16 protein-coding genes are annotated in these 15,291 nt (G+C 62.2%); 8 read left to right on the forward strand and 8 right to left on the reverse strand.

Annotated features, from left to right (window positions below; all coding sequences use genetic code 11):
* Positions 1 to 42: 42 nt before the first annotated feature.
* A complete protein-coding gene (locus AC1DIJ_RS12930; RefSeq protein ID WP_112386435.1) occupies positions 43 to 234 on the forward strand; it encodes a CsbD family protein in 192 nt (63 codons plus the stop codon).
* Positions 235 to 319: 85 nt separating this feature from the next.
* Complete coding sequence (locus AC1DIJ_RS12935; RefSeq protein WP_112386434.1) at positions 320 to 1,405, forward strand: putative zinc-binding metallopeptidase; 1,086 nt, start codon at positions 320 to 322, stop codon at positions 1,403 to 1,405.
* Here AC1DIJ_RS12935 and AC1DIJ_RS12940 read toward each other — a convergent pair.
* A complete protein-coding gene (locus tag AC1DIJ_RS12940; protein ID WP_477831416.1) occupies positions 1,402 to 1,995 on the reverse strand; it encodes a TetR/AcrR family transcriptional regulator in 594 nt (197 codons plus the stop codon). The two genes, AC1DIJ_RS12935 and AC1DIJ_RS12940, sit on opposite strands and share 4 nt — an antisense overlap.
* Before the next feature lie 196 nt (positions 1,996 to 2,191).
* On the opposite strand from AC1DIJ_RS12940, the gene AC1DIJ_RS12945 reads away from it, so the two are divergent.
* Positions 2,192 to 2,590: a RidA family protein gene (locus tag AC1DIJ_RS12945; protein WP_112386432.1), complete on the forward strand. Its 399-nt coding sequence runs from the start codon at positions 2,192 to 2,194 to the stop codon at positions 2,588 to 2,590.
* Between the two features lie 62 nt (positions 2,591 to 2,652).
* Here AC1DIJ_RS12945 and AC1DIJ_RS12950 read toward each other — a convergent pair whose 3' ends face one another.
* The 5 genes from AC1DIJ_RS12950 to thrC all read right to left on the reverse strand — a co-directional run bounded on the left by AC1DIJ_RS12950 (position 2,653) and on the right by thrC (position 10,308).
* Positions 2,653 to 3,753 carry a porin gene (locus tag AC1DIJ_RS12950; protein ID WP_112386431.1) on the reverse strand — a complete coding sequence of 367 codons (1,101 nt, stop codon included), beginning with the start codon at positions 3,751 to 3,753 and terminating at the stop codon, positions 2,653 to 2,655.
* A 279-nt stretch (positions 3,754 to 4,032) separates the two neighbouring features.
* Positions 4,033 to 6,945 (reverse strand): sensor domain-containing phosphodiesterase, encoded by a 2,913-nt coding sequence (locus tag AC1DIJ_RS12955; RefSeq protein ID WP_112386430.1) that lies wholly within the window; start codon positions 6,943 to 6,945, stop codon positions 4,033 to 4,035.
* The gene (locus AC1DIJ_RS12960) at positions 6,942 to 7,556 is read right to left on the reverse strand and encodes a GNAT family N-acetyltransferase (protein ID WP_112386429.1); all 615 of its coding nucleotides are present in this window, start codon (positions 7,554 to 7,556) and stop codon (positions 6,942 to 6,944) included. The genes AC1DIJ_RS12955 and AC1DIJ_RS12960 overlap by 4 nt, the downstream gene beginning before the upstream one ends.
* 28 nt (positions 7,557 to 7,584) lie before the next feature.
* Positions 7,585 to 8,883, reverse strand: a complete 1,299-nt coding sequence (locus AC1DIJ_RS12965; RefSeq protein ID WP_112386428.1) for a M16 family metallopeptidase — start codon at positions 8,881 to 8,883, stop codon at positions 7,585 to 7,587.
* Between the two features lie 24 nt (positions 8,884 to 8,907).
* Positions 8,908 to 10,308, reverse strand: coding sequence for a threonine synthase (gene thrC, locus AC1DIJ_RS12970; protein ID WP_112386514.1), 1,401 nt, complete (start codon positions 10,306 to 10,308; stop codon positions 8,908 to 8,910).
* Positions 10,309 to 10,506: 198 nt separating this feature from the next.
* Between thrC and AC1DIJ_RS12975 the strand changes: the two genes are divergently transcribed.
* Together AC1DIJ_RS12975 and AC1DIJ_RS12980 are read left to right on the forward strand one after the other, a co-directional pair.
* A complete protein-coding gene (locus AC1DIJ_RS12975) occupies positions 10,507 to 11,205 on the forward strand; it encodes a hypothetical protein (RefSeq protein ID WP_310293753.1) in 699 nt (232 codons plus the stop codon).
* A 60-nt stretch (positions 11,206 to 11,265) separates the two neighbouring features.
* Positions 11,266 to 12,183, forward strand: coding sequence for a diacylglycerol/lipid kinase family protein (locus tag AC1DIJ_RS12980; RefSeq protein WP_112386426.1), 918 nt, complete (start codon positions 11,266 to 11,268; stop codon positions 12,181 to 12,183).
* Here the strand turns inward: AC1DIJ_RS12980 and AC1DIJ_RS12985 are convergent, their stop codons facing one another.
* Positions 12,184 to 12,873: an HAD family hydrolase gene (locus AC1DIJ_RS12985; protein WP_112386425.1), complete on the reverse strand. Its 690-nt coding sequence runs from the start codon at positions 12,871 to 12,873 to the stop codon at positions 12,184 to 12,186. It lies immediately after the preceding gene.
* Positions 12,874 to 13,053: 180 nt separating this feature from the next.
* On the opposite strand from AC1DIJ_RS12985, the gene AC1DIJ_RS12990 reads away from it, so the two are divergent.
* Positions 13,054 to 13,719: a GntR family transcriptional regulator gene (locus tag AC1DIJ_RS12990; protein ID WP_112386424.1), complete on the forward strand. Its 666-nt coding sequence runs from the start codon at positions 13,054 to 13,056 to the stop codon at positions 13,717 to 13,719.
* 5 nt (positions 13,720 to 13,724) lie between these two features.
* Here AC1DIJ_RS12990 and AC1DIJ_RS12995 read toward each other — a convergent pair whose 3' ends face one another.
* The gene (locus tag AC1DIJ_RS12995) at positions 13,725 to 14,411 is read right to left on the reverse strand and encodes an ArsR/SmtB family transcription factor (RefSeq protein WP_112386423.1); all 687 of its coding nucleotides are present in this window, start codon (positions 14,409 to 14,411) and stop codon (positions 13,725 to 13,727) included.
* A 71-nt stretch (positions 14,412 to 14,482) separates the two neighbouring features.
* Here AC1DIJ_RS12995 and AC1DIJ_RS13000 point away from each other — a divergent pair, with 71 nt between their 5' ends.
* Positions 14,483 to 14,812, forward strand: coding sequence for an NIPSNAP family protein (locus tag AC1DIJ_RS13000; protein ID WP_112386422.1), 330 nt, complete (start codon positions 14,483 to 14,485; stop codon positions 14,810 to 14,812).
* Positions 14,809 to 15,165: an antibiotic biosynthesis monooxygenase family protein gene (locus AC1DIJ_RS13005; protein WP_112386421.1), complete on the forward strand. Its 357-nt coding sequence runs from the start codon at positions 14,809 to 14,811 to the stop codon at positions 15,163 to 15,165. Before AC1DIJ_RS13000 ends, AC1DIJ_RS13005 begins: the two co-directional genes overlap by 4 nt.
* Positions 15,166 to 15,291 lie beyond the last annotated feature (126 nt).

Consider the following 15,291-nt stretch of genomic DNA (forward strand, 5'->3'; position numbering starts at 1 on the left):
ACCCGGGCAAACCTGCCCGGTGCGATTTAGGAGGCATCTCACATGGGTAGCACCAGCGACAAGATTTCCGGCAAGACCAACGAAATTGCAGGCAAGGCCAAGCAGGCCATCGGCAAGGCCACCGACGATCACAGCCTGCAGGCCAAGGGCGCCGTGCAGGAAGGTAAGGGCAAGGCCCAGGTCGCCGCAGGCAAGGCCAAGGACAAGCTGAAGGGCGCCGTCGATCGGCTCTGATCCTTCAACGATTTCAATGACAATGCCTGTTGCGCCTCCGCGCGGCAGGCATTTTTAGTCCGTCCGGTATGCTTGGGGTAGTGCCATGAGGCTTTTCGACTGCGACAATTGCGATCAGGTCGTCCATTTCGACAATCGCCAATGTGTTCGCTGCAATCACCGGCTGGGTTTTCTGCCCGGCGACATGACGATGCATGCGCTGGAGCCGCGTGACGAGACCGCCTGGCAGCTAGTGGCCCGGCCGGAGCGCACGGTCCGCTTCTGCGCCAATGCCGGTCTCGATATCTGCAACTGGCTTGTCGCCTCCGACGATCAGAACCCGTTCTGCATCGCCTGCAGGCACAACCGTCTGGTCCCCAACACCAACACGCAGGACGGCATCGACCGGTGGCGGCGCATCAGCCAGGCGCAGCGCCATCTGTTTTATTCGCTGTTGCGTCTCAATCTGCCGCATCCCGACCGCGAGCAGGATCCGCAGGGCGGCCTCGTCTTCGATTTCCTCGAAGACACGGTTCAGTTCGACGGCAATGTCGTTCCGGCGATGACCGGTCACGAGGAAGGGCTGATCGCCATCCGCGCCGCCGAGGCCGATGACGTGACGCGCGAACTCGCCCGCAGCGCCATGGACGAGAATTACCGGACGCTGCTCGGCCACTTCCGCCATGAGACCGGCCACTTCATCTGGAACAAGCTGGTGCGTGACCGCGGCGCCTTTGATGCCTTCCGTGCCATCTTCGGCGACGAGCGTCAGGATTATGGTGCGGCACTGCAGAACCACTATGCCAATGGCGCTCCTAACGGATGGCAGGAAAGCTATATCAGCGCCTATGCCGCCTCTCACCCATGGGAGGATTTCGCCGAGTGTTTTGCGCACTATCTCCACATCGTCGACACGCTGGAAACGGCGCGCGCCTTCGGCATCGCCATCGATCCGCGTGGTCATGAGGAAATGGCGGCGGAGGTGGACTTTCAGCCCTACCGTGCAAAGAGCGCCGGGCAGCTGATCAGCGCCTGGATACCGCTCAGCGTTGCCATCAATGCCATTCAGCGCAGCATGGGGCAGCCGGATGCCTATCCCTTCGTGCTGTCACCGCCGGTCGTTGCCAAGCTCGAATATCTCCACGCGCTCATACAGAGCGCAACGGAAGCGTCGCAGCGCTTTGCCGCCTAGGCGGTTTTCAGCAACCCGCCGGTCAGCTGGCGGAAGGCATCGACGACATTGGCAAGCACTGTTTCCGGGTCATCCGCCGCGGCGATCCACAGGGCGGCATTGAGGGCGGCGCCGTTGACGAGCCGCGCCGCAGCCTCAGCATTCACTGGGTTCACCGTTCCGTCGTCGATCAGCGCCTGGATCGTCTGTGCGGTCGTGCGCAGGCAGGCATTCTGGTTTTCCCATTGCGAGGGATCGCCAAGAACGGCGGGCCCGTCGAGCAGCATGATCCGCTGGATCTCGGGCTCCAGCGACATCTCGATATAGGCGATGGCCTCGGCCATGAACCCTTCCCAGGGAGTGGCCGCGGCGGCATGCGCCGCGCGCATCCGCAGGAGGATTTCGGCATCCATCTGGTCGATCACCGCCTGCAGCAGACCTTTCTTGTCACCGAAATTGTGATAGAGCGCGCCGCGCGTCAGCCCCGCTTCCGCGGTGAGATCATCCATCGACGATCCGGCGTAACCCTTTGCCGCAAAGGCCTTTCTGGCCGCCTGGATCAGCTTCGCCCGGGTCTCTTCCATCATTTCCGCACGGCGTTTTCCAGCCACGGCGTTCTCCTCGAAGTTCACATACGCCACGTATGTGTATTGACATACGAAATGTATGCCAAATATATAAACATACGGAGCGTATATCAATTGCGCCCCGTATTGTGAAGCGCGGACCTCGCCGGAGAACACGGCAAATGGAACGGGCAGGCGATCGCGTCTGCCCGAGGGTCCGCTATTGTCATCAGGAGTGAACATGACCAAACGCGAAGCAATCTTCCCGGCCGGCCGCCACGCGCTTTATGCCGAACACCGCTATTCCGCAGCGATCCGCTCCGGTGATCTGCTGTTCGTCTCGGGGCAGGTGGGCAGCCGTGCCGACGGCTCACCGGAGCCCGACTTCGCCCGTCAGGTGGAACTGGCCTTCGAAAACCTGAACGCCGTGCTGAAGGCTGCGGGCGCGACGCTCGATGACGTCATCGACGTCACGACCTTCCACACCGACCCGCAAAATCAGTTCGAAACGATCATGGCGGTGCGCAACCGCATCATCGGCGAGCCGCCATATCCGAACTGGACTGCCGTCGGCGTCAACTGGCTGGCGGGCTTCGATTTCGAGATCAAGGTGATCGCAAGGGTTCCGCAGGCAACCTGAGCAGGGGCCCAAAAGACCCGGCATGGTGCCGGGTCTCTCATTTCACATCGATGCGGACAGGCTCAGAAATCCCGCTCCAGCCGGACGAAGCCTTCGACATAATGCGAGTCGTCGGTGCCCGGGAAATCGTGATTTTCAGCCACATAGGTCGCAGCCGTATGCAGTGTCAGGTCGTCGACGATCTTGTAGTCGAACGTCACGCCGCCGCGCCACATGCTGCCATTGTGATATTCATCGTCGGCCTCACGGATCCTGCCGCTATACTGCGCCTCCGGCGTTATGGTGAACTTGTCGTTGATCTTCAGCGCATATTGCGCGATCATCGACCATTCGCTTGCCTGGTAATAGGTATTCGGGCCGCTCGAATAGATGCCGGCAAGCTCGAACAGGCCGGGGCCGATTTCCGCTCCCATGCGGGCCGTGACGGAGCCATCCTGCATGGCAGCGTCATAGCCGCCATAGACCTGCCAGGTGAACCCTCCAGCCTTGCCGCCGACCATCGCGTCGATGCCGAGACCTCTCTCGGCTCCGTCGAAGTCCGCAGGGAGTTCATCCAGCGACAGGCCAGCATTGAAGCTGTCGCTGTCATACTCGTAGCGGATCGCATTCCATTTGGTGTCGTTACCGGTCATCAGATCGGATTCACCGGAGAAGTCGTTGTCCCACCAGCTTGCGAAGCGGCCAGCGCGGATACCGGCGAGTTCCAGATAGGCTTCGTCGATGATCGTATTGTCCGTGCCATAGGCGGCGGCATTCGACCAGCCGACAAACTCGGTGGTACGCGTGGCGGGACCGCCGCCGCCATAGTAGTTGGATTCTAGAACGATGCGACTGGTCAGCGGGCCGTATTCGGTATCGCTCTTGGCATCGACGCTCACATGGGCGCGGGTATGGCTTTCCCAGTCCTCGCCGCCGGCGCCACCCGGCCCGTTGTTCTCATAGCCGTCCCCAAAGCCGTAGCCGACTTCGAAGCGCAGATAGCCGCCGATCTTCAGGCAGGTTTCCGTGCCTGGAATGTAGAAGTAGCCTGTTCCGTACGCGTCGCAGACGCGGACATATTCCACGGATTCCGGCTCGGCGGCGACGATGGCGTCGGCGGCCTGGGCGCCGGAAACTGCTGCAAATGCAGCAGCGGAGCCGAGAAGTAGGCTCTTTATGTTCATGCTGTGTCTCCGTTTTGCAGACCGGCACTGTGGCTGGCCCGTATGTGGCGCGAGGCGTGCGGTGCCGCGAGGGGGGACGCCGGAGAGGGAACGCGCCGATTGGCAACGGAAACAGTAAGCTCGCGGAGAACCGGCTCGTCAATTATATGCTAAACGCATATGTATAAAAAAGTGGCAAAGCACCGCAAACGTGACGCCTTTGCCACATCGTCCTGTCACAATCTGCAATCGGAAGGATGGCCTGCGCGGGATAGTTTCCCGCATAGGCAATGGAATAGCTTACGCCCGCTTCGTCAGCGGAAACCGTTCCTTCAGGAGGCGAAGCACCGATTCCGCCGTCATCGGGGGGCCGAAGAGGTAGCTCTGGCCGTAGCTGCAGCCCATCTTCGCAAGCTCGATCGCATCCTCGTTGGACTCGATGCCTTCGGCGACGACCTTCATGTCCAGTTCTCGGGCCATGTTGATCACCGAGCGCAGGATGGTGGCCTTCTTGTCGGTATTGTCGCGCACCAGCGCCTTGTCGAGCTTGATGGTGTCGAACGGGAAGCGCGTCAGGTAGGAGAGGGAGGAATAGCCCGTGCCGAAGTCGTCGAGTGCCAGGCCGAGGCCCGCCTCTTTCAGCTTCTGCAGCACCAGGCGCGCCTGTTCCGGGTTCTCCATCACCATCGATTCCGTCAGCTCCAGCTTCAGGCGCGAGGGTTCGCAATGGGTTTTGGCCAGCACCGAGCGCACATCGTCATAAAGCTCGTTGTTGAGCAGCTGCACGCTGGAGAGATTTATCGACACGAAGATCGGCAATTCGCCGGTTTGGTTCTGCCAGCCCATCAGGTCGTTGGTCGCCTGTTCCAGCGCAAACAGCCCAAGCGGGCCGATGATGTCGGAGGCTTCCGCGATCGGGATGAACTCGGATGGCGGGATATTGCCGCGCTTCGGATGTTCCCAGCGCATCAGCGCCTCGAAACCGGCGATCTCGACATCCTCGAGCCGGGCGATCGGCTGATAGACCATCGACAGTTCCTTGCGCTCGATGGCGCGGCGCAGATCCGATTCCAGCTGCAGCCTGTCGGCCCCAAAATCGCGGAATGCCGGGCGGAACGGCTCGACGCGATTGCCGCCGGCGCGCTTGGCCCGGTACATGGCCAACTCGGCGTCACTCAGCATGCCGGCCGCATTCTCCTGCTGGTCGACCCAGGAGGAGAGGCCGATCGACGCCGTCAAGACGATCTCGCGATTGGCGAAATTGATCGGCACCATGATCGCCTTGCTGATCGCATCGGCGAAATCGGCGATCTTAGCCGGATCGCGCTCGGAAACCAGGATCAGGCCGAACTGGTCGCCCGCCAGACGCGCCAGCGTGTCCTGCGCCTTCAACAGGCGGCGCAGGCGACGGGTCAGCGCGATCAGGATATTGTCGCCCGCGGCAACGCCGAGCGCATCATTGACCAGCTTGTAGCGGTCGATATCGATCACCATCACGGTCGGGCGCAGCGTATCGCCCGAAGGCGCCAGCGCCAGCACCGATTGCAGGCGGTCGATGAACAGCTGGCGGTTCGGCAGGCCTGTCAGGTTGTCGTGCAGCGCGTCGTGCAGCAGCCGCTCGATGGAATTTTTCTGCTCTGTCACGTCGACGATCGTGCCGACGCAGCGGATGATTTCGCCGTTGGAGCCGAGCACAGGGCGGGCGCGGATCAACAGCCAGTGGAAATGCCCGTCCTCGGCGCGGATGCGGAATTCGTGGTTCAGGCGGCCGCGGCGATGCTCGAGCAGCACGTCGAGCGTGGCGCGGAAACGGTCGCGGTCGTCAGGATGCAGCCGCGGCAGCCAGTTGCGCGCCGCGCCATGCATCGTTCCGGGTGACAGGCCAAGCTTCACGGAAACATCGGGGATAGTGACGACGCGGTCGCGCGCCACGTCCCAGTCCCAGACCATGTCGCCGGAGCCGGTCAGCGCCAGCGACTGGCGTTCGAGATCGGAAAACAGACCCTGCTGGAAAGCGCCGCCCGCAAAGGCGTGCTGCATCACCGTGAAGCCGATCAGCAAGACGATCAGAACCAGACCGCCGCCGAGCGCCGGCTGGATGATGTCGTTGTCGAGCCGGCCGGTGATCGTCAGCCATGCTCCGAATATCCACACAAGGATCAGCGCCCAGGCGGGCACGAGCAGGATGGCGCGGTCATAGCGGTTGAGGCCGAGATAGACGATCAGCACCAGACCCATCGTCGCCGTCAGCGCGAAGGAGAGCCGGGCGATACCAGCAGCGATCGACGGGTCGTAGATCGCCACGCCGAAGAGCAGCGCGAGGCCGAGCACCCAGGCGAGCGTCGCGTAGCCGAGATGCGTATGCCAGCGGTTGAGGTTCAGGTAGGTGAACAGGAAGATGACGAAACTCGAGGCCAGCGCCACTTCCGCGCAGGCGCGCCATATTCGCTGGTCCGCGGAAGCGATGCTGATCAGCTTGCCGAGGAAGCCGAAATCGACGCAGATATAGCCAAGCACCGCCCAGGCGAGTGCTGCCGTTGCCGGCAGCATCGAGGTTCCCTTGACGACGAACAGGATGGTCAGAAACACCGCCAGCAGACCGGCAATGCCGAGCACGATGCCGCGATAGAGCGTAAACGCGTTGATCGTGTCCTTGTAGGCGTCCGGTTCCCAGAGATAGATCTGCGGCAGGTCGGGGCTTGCAAGCTCGGCGACGAACGTGATGACGGCGCCGGGGTTCAGCGTGATGCGGAAGACGTCAGCCTCGTCGCTCGGCTGCCGGTCGAGCGCGAAGCCCTCGCTCGGCGTGATCGCCATGATGCGCTGCGAGCCGAGATCCGGCCAGAAAAGCTTGGAATTCACCAGGCGGAAATGCGGGGCGACGATGACGCGCTCCAGCTGTTCTTCCGAAACGTTGGCGAGCGCGAAAACAGCCCAGTCGCCCTGGTGGTTGTCGGAGCTGGCACGTACCTCAATACGGCGCCGGATACCATCGGCACCGGCTGCTGTGGACACCTGGAACGCTTCGCCCTGGTTGGCGTAGATCTCGGTGGTCTTGGTGAGGTCGAGTGCGGTGTCGTCGCGCGAAATCTTCACCGGCTCAGCCGCATGTGCGGTACCGGCGGCCAGCGCAAGCACCGACAGGAAGAGAGCTGCGATCACCGCGATCAATCGGCCGGACGGTGATGTGTGCAGCATGCGGTTCGTGGTCATCGGCTGTCGGTTTTCCTGCCTGTATCCGTATCGGTGGCGATCAGTGAAAACATCACATGGTCATGCCACTGACCGTTGATTTTCAAGTATCCGCGCAGATAGCCTTCCCGCTGAAACCCGGCTTTCTCAAGCAGGCGAATGCTCCGTGCGTTGTCTGGAATACAGGCTGCTTCGATACGGTGCAACTCAAGCCCTGCGAAGATATAGGGTATAACCAACTGAAGTGCGGCGAACATATGGCCCTGACCGGCGTGTTTCTCGCCCATCCAGTAGCCGATCATGCAGCTCTGCGCCGCCCCGCGGCGGATATAGCCGATGGTGATGCCGCCGAGCAGTTCCATCCCGGGTTTGGAAAACAGAAAGAGCGGGATCGCCTGTCCGGAAGCATATTCCTGCTTGCCGCGGATGACGCGGGCGCGAAAGGCGCCCTCCGTCAGTTCGTCACGCCGCCAGGTCGGCTCCCAGGGTTCCAGGAACTTGCGGCTTTCCGAGCGCAGCTTGTGCCACTGGGTGAAATCCTGATAGCGCGGCAGCCGCAACGCATAGCGGCTGTTCTCCAGTTCGACTGCTTCCGGCTGCCGCGACAGGAACCGAAATACCGATTTGGGCATCGATCACTCCCGGCGGGCTGAAAGCGGTCTAGCGGCTTGCCTGTTTGGATTGCGGCACATGGGCGGAGAGCGAAGCAGTGATGTCTTCCATCGGCGCAAGCTGCTCCAGCGGGCCGATCGCAGACAGCGTCGGAACGGTGTCGAAGAACAGCCGTCCGGCGAGATCGGTCAGGCGCTCGACGGTGATGCCTTCCAGCCGCTCCATCATCTCCGGATTGGCGATCGGACGGCCATAAAGCATCATCTGCCGGGCAATCTGGCCGGCGCGGGCGGCTGGGCTTTCCTGACCCATCAAGAGCTGGGCGCGGATCTGGGCGCGGGCGCGCTCGATTTCCTTCTGCTCGATCGAACCGGCAGACTTGTGCAGCTCGTCGATGATCACAGGCACCAGCTCCGGCAGGTTCTCGCCGCCGGTCGCGGCATGGATGCCGAAGATGCCGGTGTCGGAAAAGCCCCAGTGGAAGGCATAGATCGAGTAGCAGAGGCCGCGAATTTCGCGCACTTCCTGGAACAGCCGGGACGACATGCCGCCGCCGAGGATGTTGGCGAGGATCTGCGAACAGTAGAAGTCGCGGGCGTGATAGGCCTTGCCTTCGAAGCCGAGCAGGATCTGCGCATCCATGAGATCGCGGGTCTCGCGGATATTGCCGCCGATATAGCGCGCGGGCTCCATGACGGGCGTCGCGATCGGCGCTGTCGGCAGGCCGGCGAAGCGCTGCTCCACCATCTTGACGAACTCGTCGTGATCGACGGCACCGGCTGCGACCACGAACATCCGGTCGGTCGTGTAGTTGCGGCCGAGATAGGTGCGGATCTGCTGCGGCGAGAATGAAACGACCGTCTCCGGCGTGCCGAGAATGGCGCGGCCAAGCGTCTGGTCCTTGTAGGCGGTCTCCGAAAACTTGTCGAAAACCACGTCATCGGGCGTGTCGTTGGCGGCGTTGATTTCCTGCAGGATGACCTGCTTTTCGCGCTCCAGCTCATCTTCCTCGAAGGCCGATTCCGTCAGGATGTCGGCGAGGATATCGATGGCGAGCGGCACGTGGTCCTTGAGAACGCGGGCATAGTAGGAGGTCGTTTCGGTCGAGGTTGCGGCGTTCACTTCGCCGCCGACATCCTCGATTTCCTCTGCGATATCGCGTGCCGAGCGGCGTGCGGTTCCCTTGAAAGCCATGTGTTCGAGCAGGTGGGCAATGCCATGCTCGTCTTCCGTTTCGTTGCGCGAACCTGATTTGATCCAGACCCCGAGTGCGGCACTTTCAAGGTGCGGCATGGTCTGTGTCACTACTGTCAGCCCGGATTTGAGCCGGGTGCACTCAACTGTCATTGGCTATCTTTCTGCGCCGCCGAATTACGTCCGGGCATGCTTGCCGATAAAGCTTTCAACGGCCTTAAGTTCCGGATCGATGACTTGGAAGCGCTCCTCCTTAAGCATCAGATCAGCAAGCCACGTCGGGAGCGCCGGGTCAATACCGGAGGCCGATTTTACGGCCGCCGGGAACTTAGCCGGGTGGGCGGTGGCAAGCGTCACCATCGGCGTATTCGGCTTCTCGTGCTTGGCGGCAACGAAGACGCCGATCGCCGAATGCGGATCGAGCAGATAGCCCGTCTCGGCAAGCGTTTCCTTGATCGTCTGGGCCACCTGCTTCTCGCTGGCGCGGCCGGCGCGGAAGTCCTTTTTGATGGCGGCGAGCGCCTTCGGAGCGATCTCGAAACCGTTCGATTGCTTCAGGCTGTCCATGGCGTGGCGCACCTTGGACGCGTCGCGGTCATAGGCCTCGAATAGCAGCCGTTCGAAGTTGGAGGAGATCTGGATATCCATGGACGGAGAGGTGGTCGCCTTGACCTCCTTCATGTCATAGCGGCCGGTCTTCATCGTCCGCGCCAGGATGTCGTTCTCGTTGGTGGCGATAACAAGCTTGCCGATCGGCAGGCCCATCTTCTTGGCGGCATAGCCCGCGAAGATATCCCCGAAATTCCCCGTCGGTACGGTGAACGAAATCTTCCGGTCCGGTCCGCCCAGCGCCACCGAGGTGGTGAAGTAATAGACGATCTGAGCCATGATGCGGGCCCAGTTGATCGAGTTGACGCCCGACAGCTTGACCTTGTCGCGGAAGGCGCCGTCGTTGAACATCGCCTTCACCAGATTCTGGCAGTCGTCGAAATTGCCGTTGACGGCCAGCGCATGCACGTTCGGCGACGTCGAGGTCGTCATCTGGCGCTGCTGCACCGGAGAAACCTTGCCATGCGGGAAGAGAATGAAGATGTCGGTGCGCTCGCGGCCGGCAAAGGCGTCGATCGCCGCGCCGCCGGTATCGCCAGACGTGGCGCCGACGATCGTCGCGCGCTCGCCGCGCTTCTCCAGCGCATAGTCCATCAGGCGGGCCAGCAACTGCATCGCCACGTCCTTGAAGGCGAGCGTCGTGCCGTGGAACAGCTCCATGACGAAGCTGTTCGGGCCGGTCTGCACCAGCGGCGCGATCGCCGGATGGCGGAAGGTGCCATAGGCCTCGTCGATCATCGCCCGGAAGGTTTCGGCCGGAATTTCGCCATTGGTGAAGGGCGAGAGAATCGTGAACGCGATATCCTGATAGCTGTTGCCGCGCAGCGCCCGGATCTCCTTCTTGGAGAACTGCGGCCATTGACGCGGAACGTAGAGACCGCCGTCGCGGGCAAGACCCGTCAGAAGCGCATCGCAAAAGCCGAGAGAAGGGGCCTCGCCGCGGGTCGAGATATAGTCCACGTTCTTCATCCTTGACGTTATGGCCGGAAGCGATCCGGAGAAGGAAAGCAAGCGCCTGAAATGCTGCGAGCCGAAATGTGCATCAAAACAGTGCTTACCCAATCGATTTTTCTTTGCGCCGCTGATATAGACCATCGCAAACTGTGACGAAAGGCCTTGCAAACGCGACTTCGGGCCTGCCAAAAAACTTTGTAAGAGGGTGGAATAATCGTGTTCGGCAAAGTCCCGCGTCTCATCGCTTCCGCATCGTTGGCCGCTCTTCTCGCAGGCTGCAGCTCGCTTGGCATGGGCGGCGACAGCAAGCCGGCAGAGGCTTCCGCGCAGACCGGTGGCACCGCGCAGATCATGCCGATGGCACCGCAGAATCCATCTTCGACAGACAAGCCGATCGGCACCGCTACCAATGCGTCAGGCGCCGTACAGCCGGTCGTTCAGGGCGCTTGCCCGCAGATCTACATGCGCGATCAGGATGCGATTTTCCGCACCTATGCCAAGGGCGGCAAGAAGGCTGTCGTCAACAGCGCCGCCGGCCAGCAGGATGCGCAGCCGACTGATCAGATCGTCTATCAGGCCGCATTCGGCGACTATACGCGCCAGTGCACGCTCAACGACCAGAACCTGACGATGACCATCGTTGCGCAGGTTCGCGTGCTCGCCGGTCCGGCAGGCGGCCCTGGTACCGTGTCGCTGCCGATTCGCATCAGCGCTGTCGACAGCCAGGGTGCAATCAACAGCGAGACCGTGCCCTTCACCGCGCAGATACCGGCTGGCCAGACGTCGACGCAGGTCCTGTTCCGCCATGACGGCTTCAAGCTGCCGGTTGGTTCGGGTTCACTGGTTCGCGTCAATATCGGCTTCGATCAGGGCAACGCCCCGAAGACCAAGAAGAAAGCCAAGAGCTCCTAATAGGCCGCTTGTTTCGGCCTCCCCGTCATGCTTCTGTCATGGCGGGAGAGATTTTTCGCGATGAAAATCGGCATCGTTCTCAATCCGGCGTCGGGAAGGCGGGGCAGGCGGGTGTTCTGGTCCGCGTTGCGGCGTGCGCTCGAAGCCCGCTCGGCCGATATCAGCCTGCGTGAAACCAAGGGTTTCGGCGACGCTAGGCGCCATGGTCGGGAACTCGCCGAAGACGGCTGCGATCTGGTGCTGGCCGTCGGTGGCGATGGCACGGTCGGCGAGGTCGCGGGCGGTATCCTTAGATCAAGGCGTCCGCGCGCTGTCTTCTCCTTCATTCCCACGGGCACCGGCTGCGATTTCGCCCGCAATTTCGCCATCCCCCGTGAACCCTCTAAGATTGCCGAACATCTGTTGACCGCACCGGTGCGCTCCGTCGACGCCGGGCTGCTGACCTGCGAAAACGACGACGGCGTGAGCTGCACCCGGCATTTTATCAATATCGCCAGCTTCGGCGTTTCGGGAAAAATCGTCAGCGCCGTCAACGAAGCGCGGCGGGGCAGGCGGTTACCCGGCCCGATGGTGTTCTTCTATCACAGCCTGATGCAGATCCTGCGCTACAAGCCCTGCAGTATCCGGCTGCGGCTCGATGGCGAGGATGTCTATGACGGCCCGATCACCGCCGTTGCGGTCGCCAACGGTGCCTGGTTCGGCGGCGGCATGAAGGTGGCGCCCGGCGCCGATGTTTCCGACGGGCTCTTCGATGTGGTGATCATCAGGGGTGCCGCGAGGCTGCGCGTGCTGACGCTGATGAACAGCATCTACAGCGGCAAGCACGTGAAAAGCCCGCTGGTCAGCATCCACCGGGCGCGTCTGGTCGAGGTCTGGCCGGCCGGCGAGGCGGCACCTGTCGATAGCGACGGCGAGGCGCCAGGCCATATCCCGGCACGTTTCGAGATACTGCCCGGCGCCGTCAACCTGCTCGTCTGATCAGAGCGCGCCTTCCCATTCGGAAAGTGCGGCAACGACACCCGGAAGATCGCTCATCCGCGAGATCACCGTTTCCGCACCCGCATCCGTAAGGTGGTCGGCATGCGAGGGATAGCTGTGCGACGCACCGGTAAAGCCGATGACGCGCATACCGGCGCTACGGGCCGCATGGACGCCATGAACGGAGTCCTCGACGACAACGGTGCGCGACGGCGAAACGCCCATCTTCTCTGCGCCATGCAGGAAAATGTCCGGCTTCGGCTTGGTGCGGTCGGGCCCGAGATCCTTTGCCGAAAAGATGTTCGGCGCAAACAGCGGCTTGAGGCCGACCTTGCCGAGCATCATGTCGAGGCGCGCAGAGCTCGAATTGGAGCAGATGCAGCGCTGCAGATCGAGCTTGGCGATAGCAGCGGCGACACCGGCGATCGCCTCGACATCCTGCTGGAGCTTGAGGTCGAGCAGCTTCTCGGACTTGTCGAGCAGCGAGGCCGAAAGCGGGATACTGGCATCACGCTCGACCTGCAGAAGAATGTTCTTCCAGGTCAGGCCTGCAAAGCGCTCGGCCATCTCTTCCGGGCTGATCGGGTAACCGGCCTCGGTGAGAAGGGCGGATTCGACTTGCGCCGCGATGATTTCGGAATCGACCAGAACGCCGTCACAGTCGAAGATAATGAGGTCGAAGCCCTGCATGTTCGTCCAGCCTTGTTGGGGATGGCGGCGGTTTACACGATGGCGTTCCAAAGCTCAACGGGGGCGTTGACATGGCAGCGATGCGCGCTGTGGGCGGCTTGTCGCCGCCGAATGCCATTTGCGCCGGAAGGCACCGCAGGATAGCCTCGCCAAGCCGATTCCCGCGCATTACTGGACAGCATGGCCAAGGAACCCGAAGACACGATCGCAAGCCGCATCAGCCGCATCCTGGCGGAGCGTATCGTGCATGGTGAACTGGCCGCCGGCGTCAGGCTTCGGCAGGACCATATCGCCGAGGAATTCGGCACCAGCCATGTGCCGGTGCGCGAAGCCTTCCGCCGCCTCGAAGCGCAGGGGCTGGCGATCAGCGAGCCGCGCCGCGGTGTGCGCGTTGCCTCTTTCGATCTGGAAGAGGTGCGTGAAGTCGCCGAAATGCGCGCGGCGCTTGAGGTTCTGGCGCTCCGCCACGCCGCCAAGCATCTGACATCGGCGATCCTCGATGCCGCCGAGCAGGCGACCCGGGATGGCGATGCGGCAGCCGACGTGCATGCCTGGGAAGAGGCGAACCGCCGCTTCCACCGGCTGATCCTCGCGCCCTGCAACATGAACCGCCTATTGGCGGCGATCGACGATCTGCATGCGGCAAGCGCCCGGTTTCTGTTCTCGGCCTGGCGTTCCGGATGGGAAAAGCGCACCGACCACGATCACCGCGCCATCCTGCTGGCGCTACGCCAGGGCCGCATCGATGAGGCAGCCGTCATCCTGCAGAAGCATGTGCAATGGATCGGCCGTTCTCCCTCGGCGCGAAAGCCCGGCGAGCCGGAAGCCTTCGCCATCGTCGGCTGATTGGCTCAGGCCTCGACCGGAAAGAGCTGCAGAAACTGGCGCTCGCCTTCGGGCGAAAAGATCACCGAGCGGCTTTCTGCCGTGCGCCGCGCCCAGCCCTTGTCGAAGAAGTTGGAAAGCAGCGCCTTGCCGAGGCTGCCCGCCAGATGCGCGCGCCGCTCGCTCCAGTCGAGGCAGGAGCGGCAGAGCGGGCGGCGCGAGGATTTCAGGCCGTGCAGGTCTATGCCGATGCACTGGAACCGGTCCTCGCCCTTTGCCGTCACTGCCAGTCCATCGCCGATGGCGTCGATCGCCCCGGAGGCGACGAGGCTGTCCAGCATCCGCACGCCGTAATCGCCAGCCAGATGATCGTAGCAGATGCGTGCCTTGCGCAGCGCCGGTTCTTTCGGTCCCGGCTGGTGGCGCAGATGCCCGCGCCCGGCGGCAAAGCCCATGATGCTTTCGAGCAGCTTGCCGACGCCATCATCGGCAAGAGTGAAATAGCGGTGGCGCCCCTGCTTGCGTTGCGAAAGCAGGCTGCCGGCCTCAAGCTTGGCAAGATGCGTGCTTGCCGTCTGCAGCGTAATGCCGCCGGCAGCCGCAAGCTCCGTCGCCGTCAGCGCCTTGCCACCCATCAGCGCCGTCAGCATGTTGGCGCGGGCGGGATCGCCGATAAGCGAGCCGATCTGAGCGATATCTGGTCCTTCTTTCATACTTCGATCGTAACCGAAGCATGTCGGCGCCGCAACATGGCAATCTCGTCTCACAACAACAGGAGAAAGAGATGCTCACCTGCTTCATCCGCTACGAGATCGACCCGTTCAAGAAGGAAGCCTTCGCCGAATATGCCCGCACCTGGGGGCAGGCGATCCCGCAGAACGGCGCCGACCTGATCGGCTATTTCGCCCCGCACGAGGGCTCGCTGACAACAGCTTACGGTGTCTACAACATCGAAAGCCTTGCCGCCTACGAAGCCTACCGTGCGAGGCTCGCCGCCGATCCGCGCGGCCGCGAAAACTACGAATTTGCCAAGCGCGAGCGCTTCATCCTCAGGGAGGACCGGATCTTCCTGAAAAATGTCTCCGCACCCCATGCTAAGCTGGTGCTGCCATGATCGCCGTCATCTTCGAGGTCGTACCCTTCCTGGGCGAGCGCCACAAATATCTCGATCTGGCGGGAGAGCTGCGCGCCGAACTGGAGAGCATGGATGGCTTCGTCTCCATCGAGCGCTTCGAAAGCCTGACGATGCGCGGCAAGATCCTGTCGCTCTCCTTCTGGCGCGATGAGGAGGCCATCAAGGGCTGGCGCAACCGCGAGGCGCACCGCAATGCACAGGCGGCCGGCCGCAACGGCGTCTTTGCCGATTACCGCCTGCGTATCGGCCACATCGTCCGCGATTACGGCATGTTCGAGCGCGAAGAGGCGCCGGATGACAGCCGCAAGGTCCACGACACCGCCGGCGCTTGAAAGGGCCAAGACAACGAAGGCGTGCCGGCGAAAATTCCGGCATGCCACCAGTGATAGAATAAAATTGAAATATCACTTCTATCTAAAGTATTTATCGCCTTTCTATTTCAGTCACGAAGCCGTGAA

This window comes from Rhizobium sp. 10N427 (assembly GCF_056394605.1).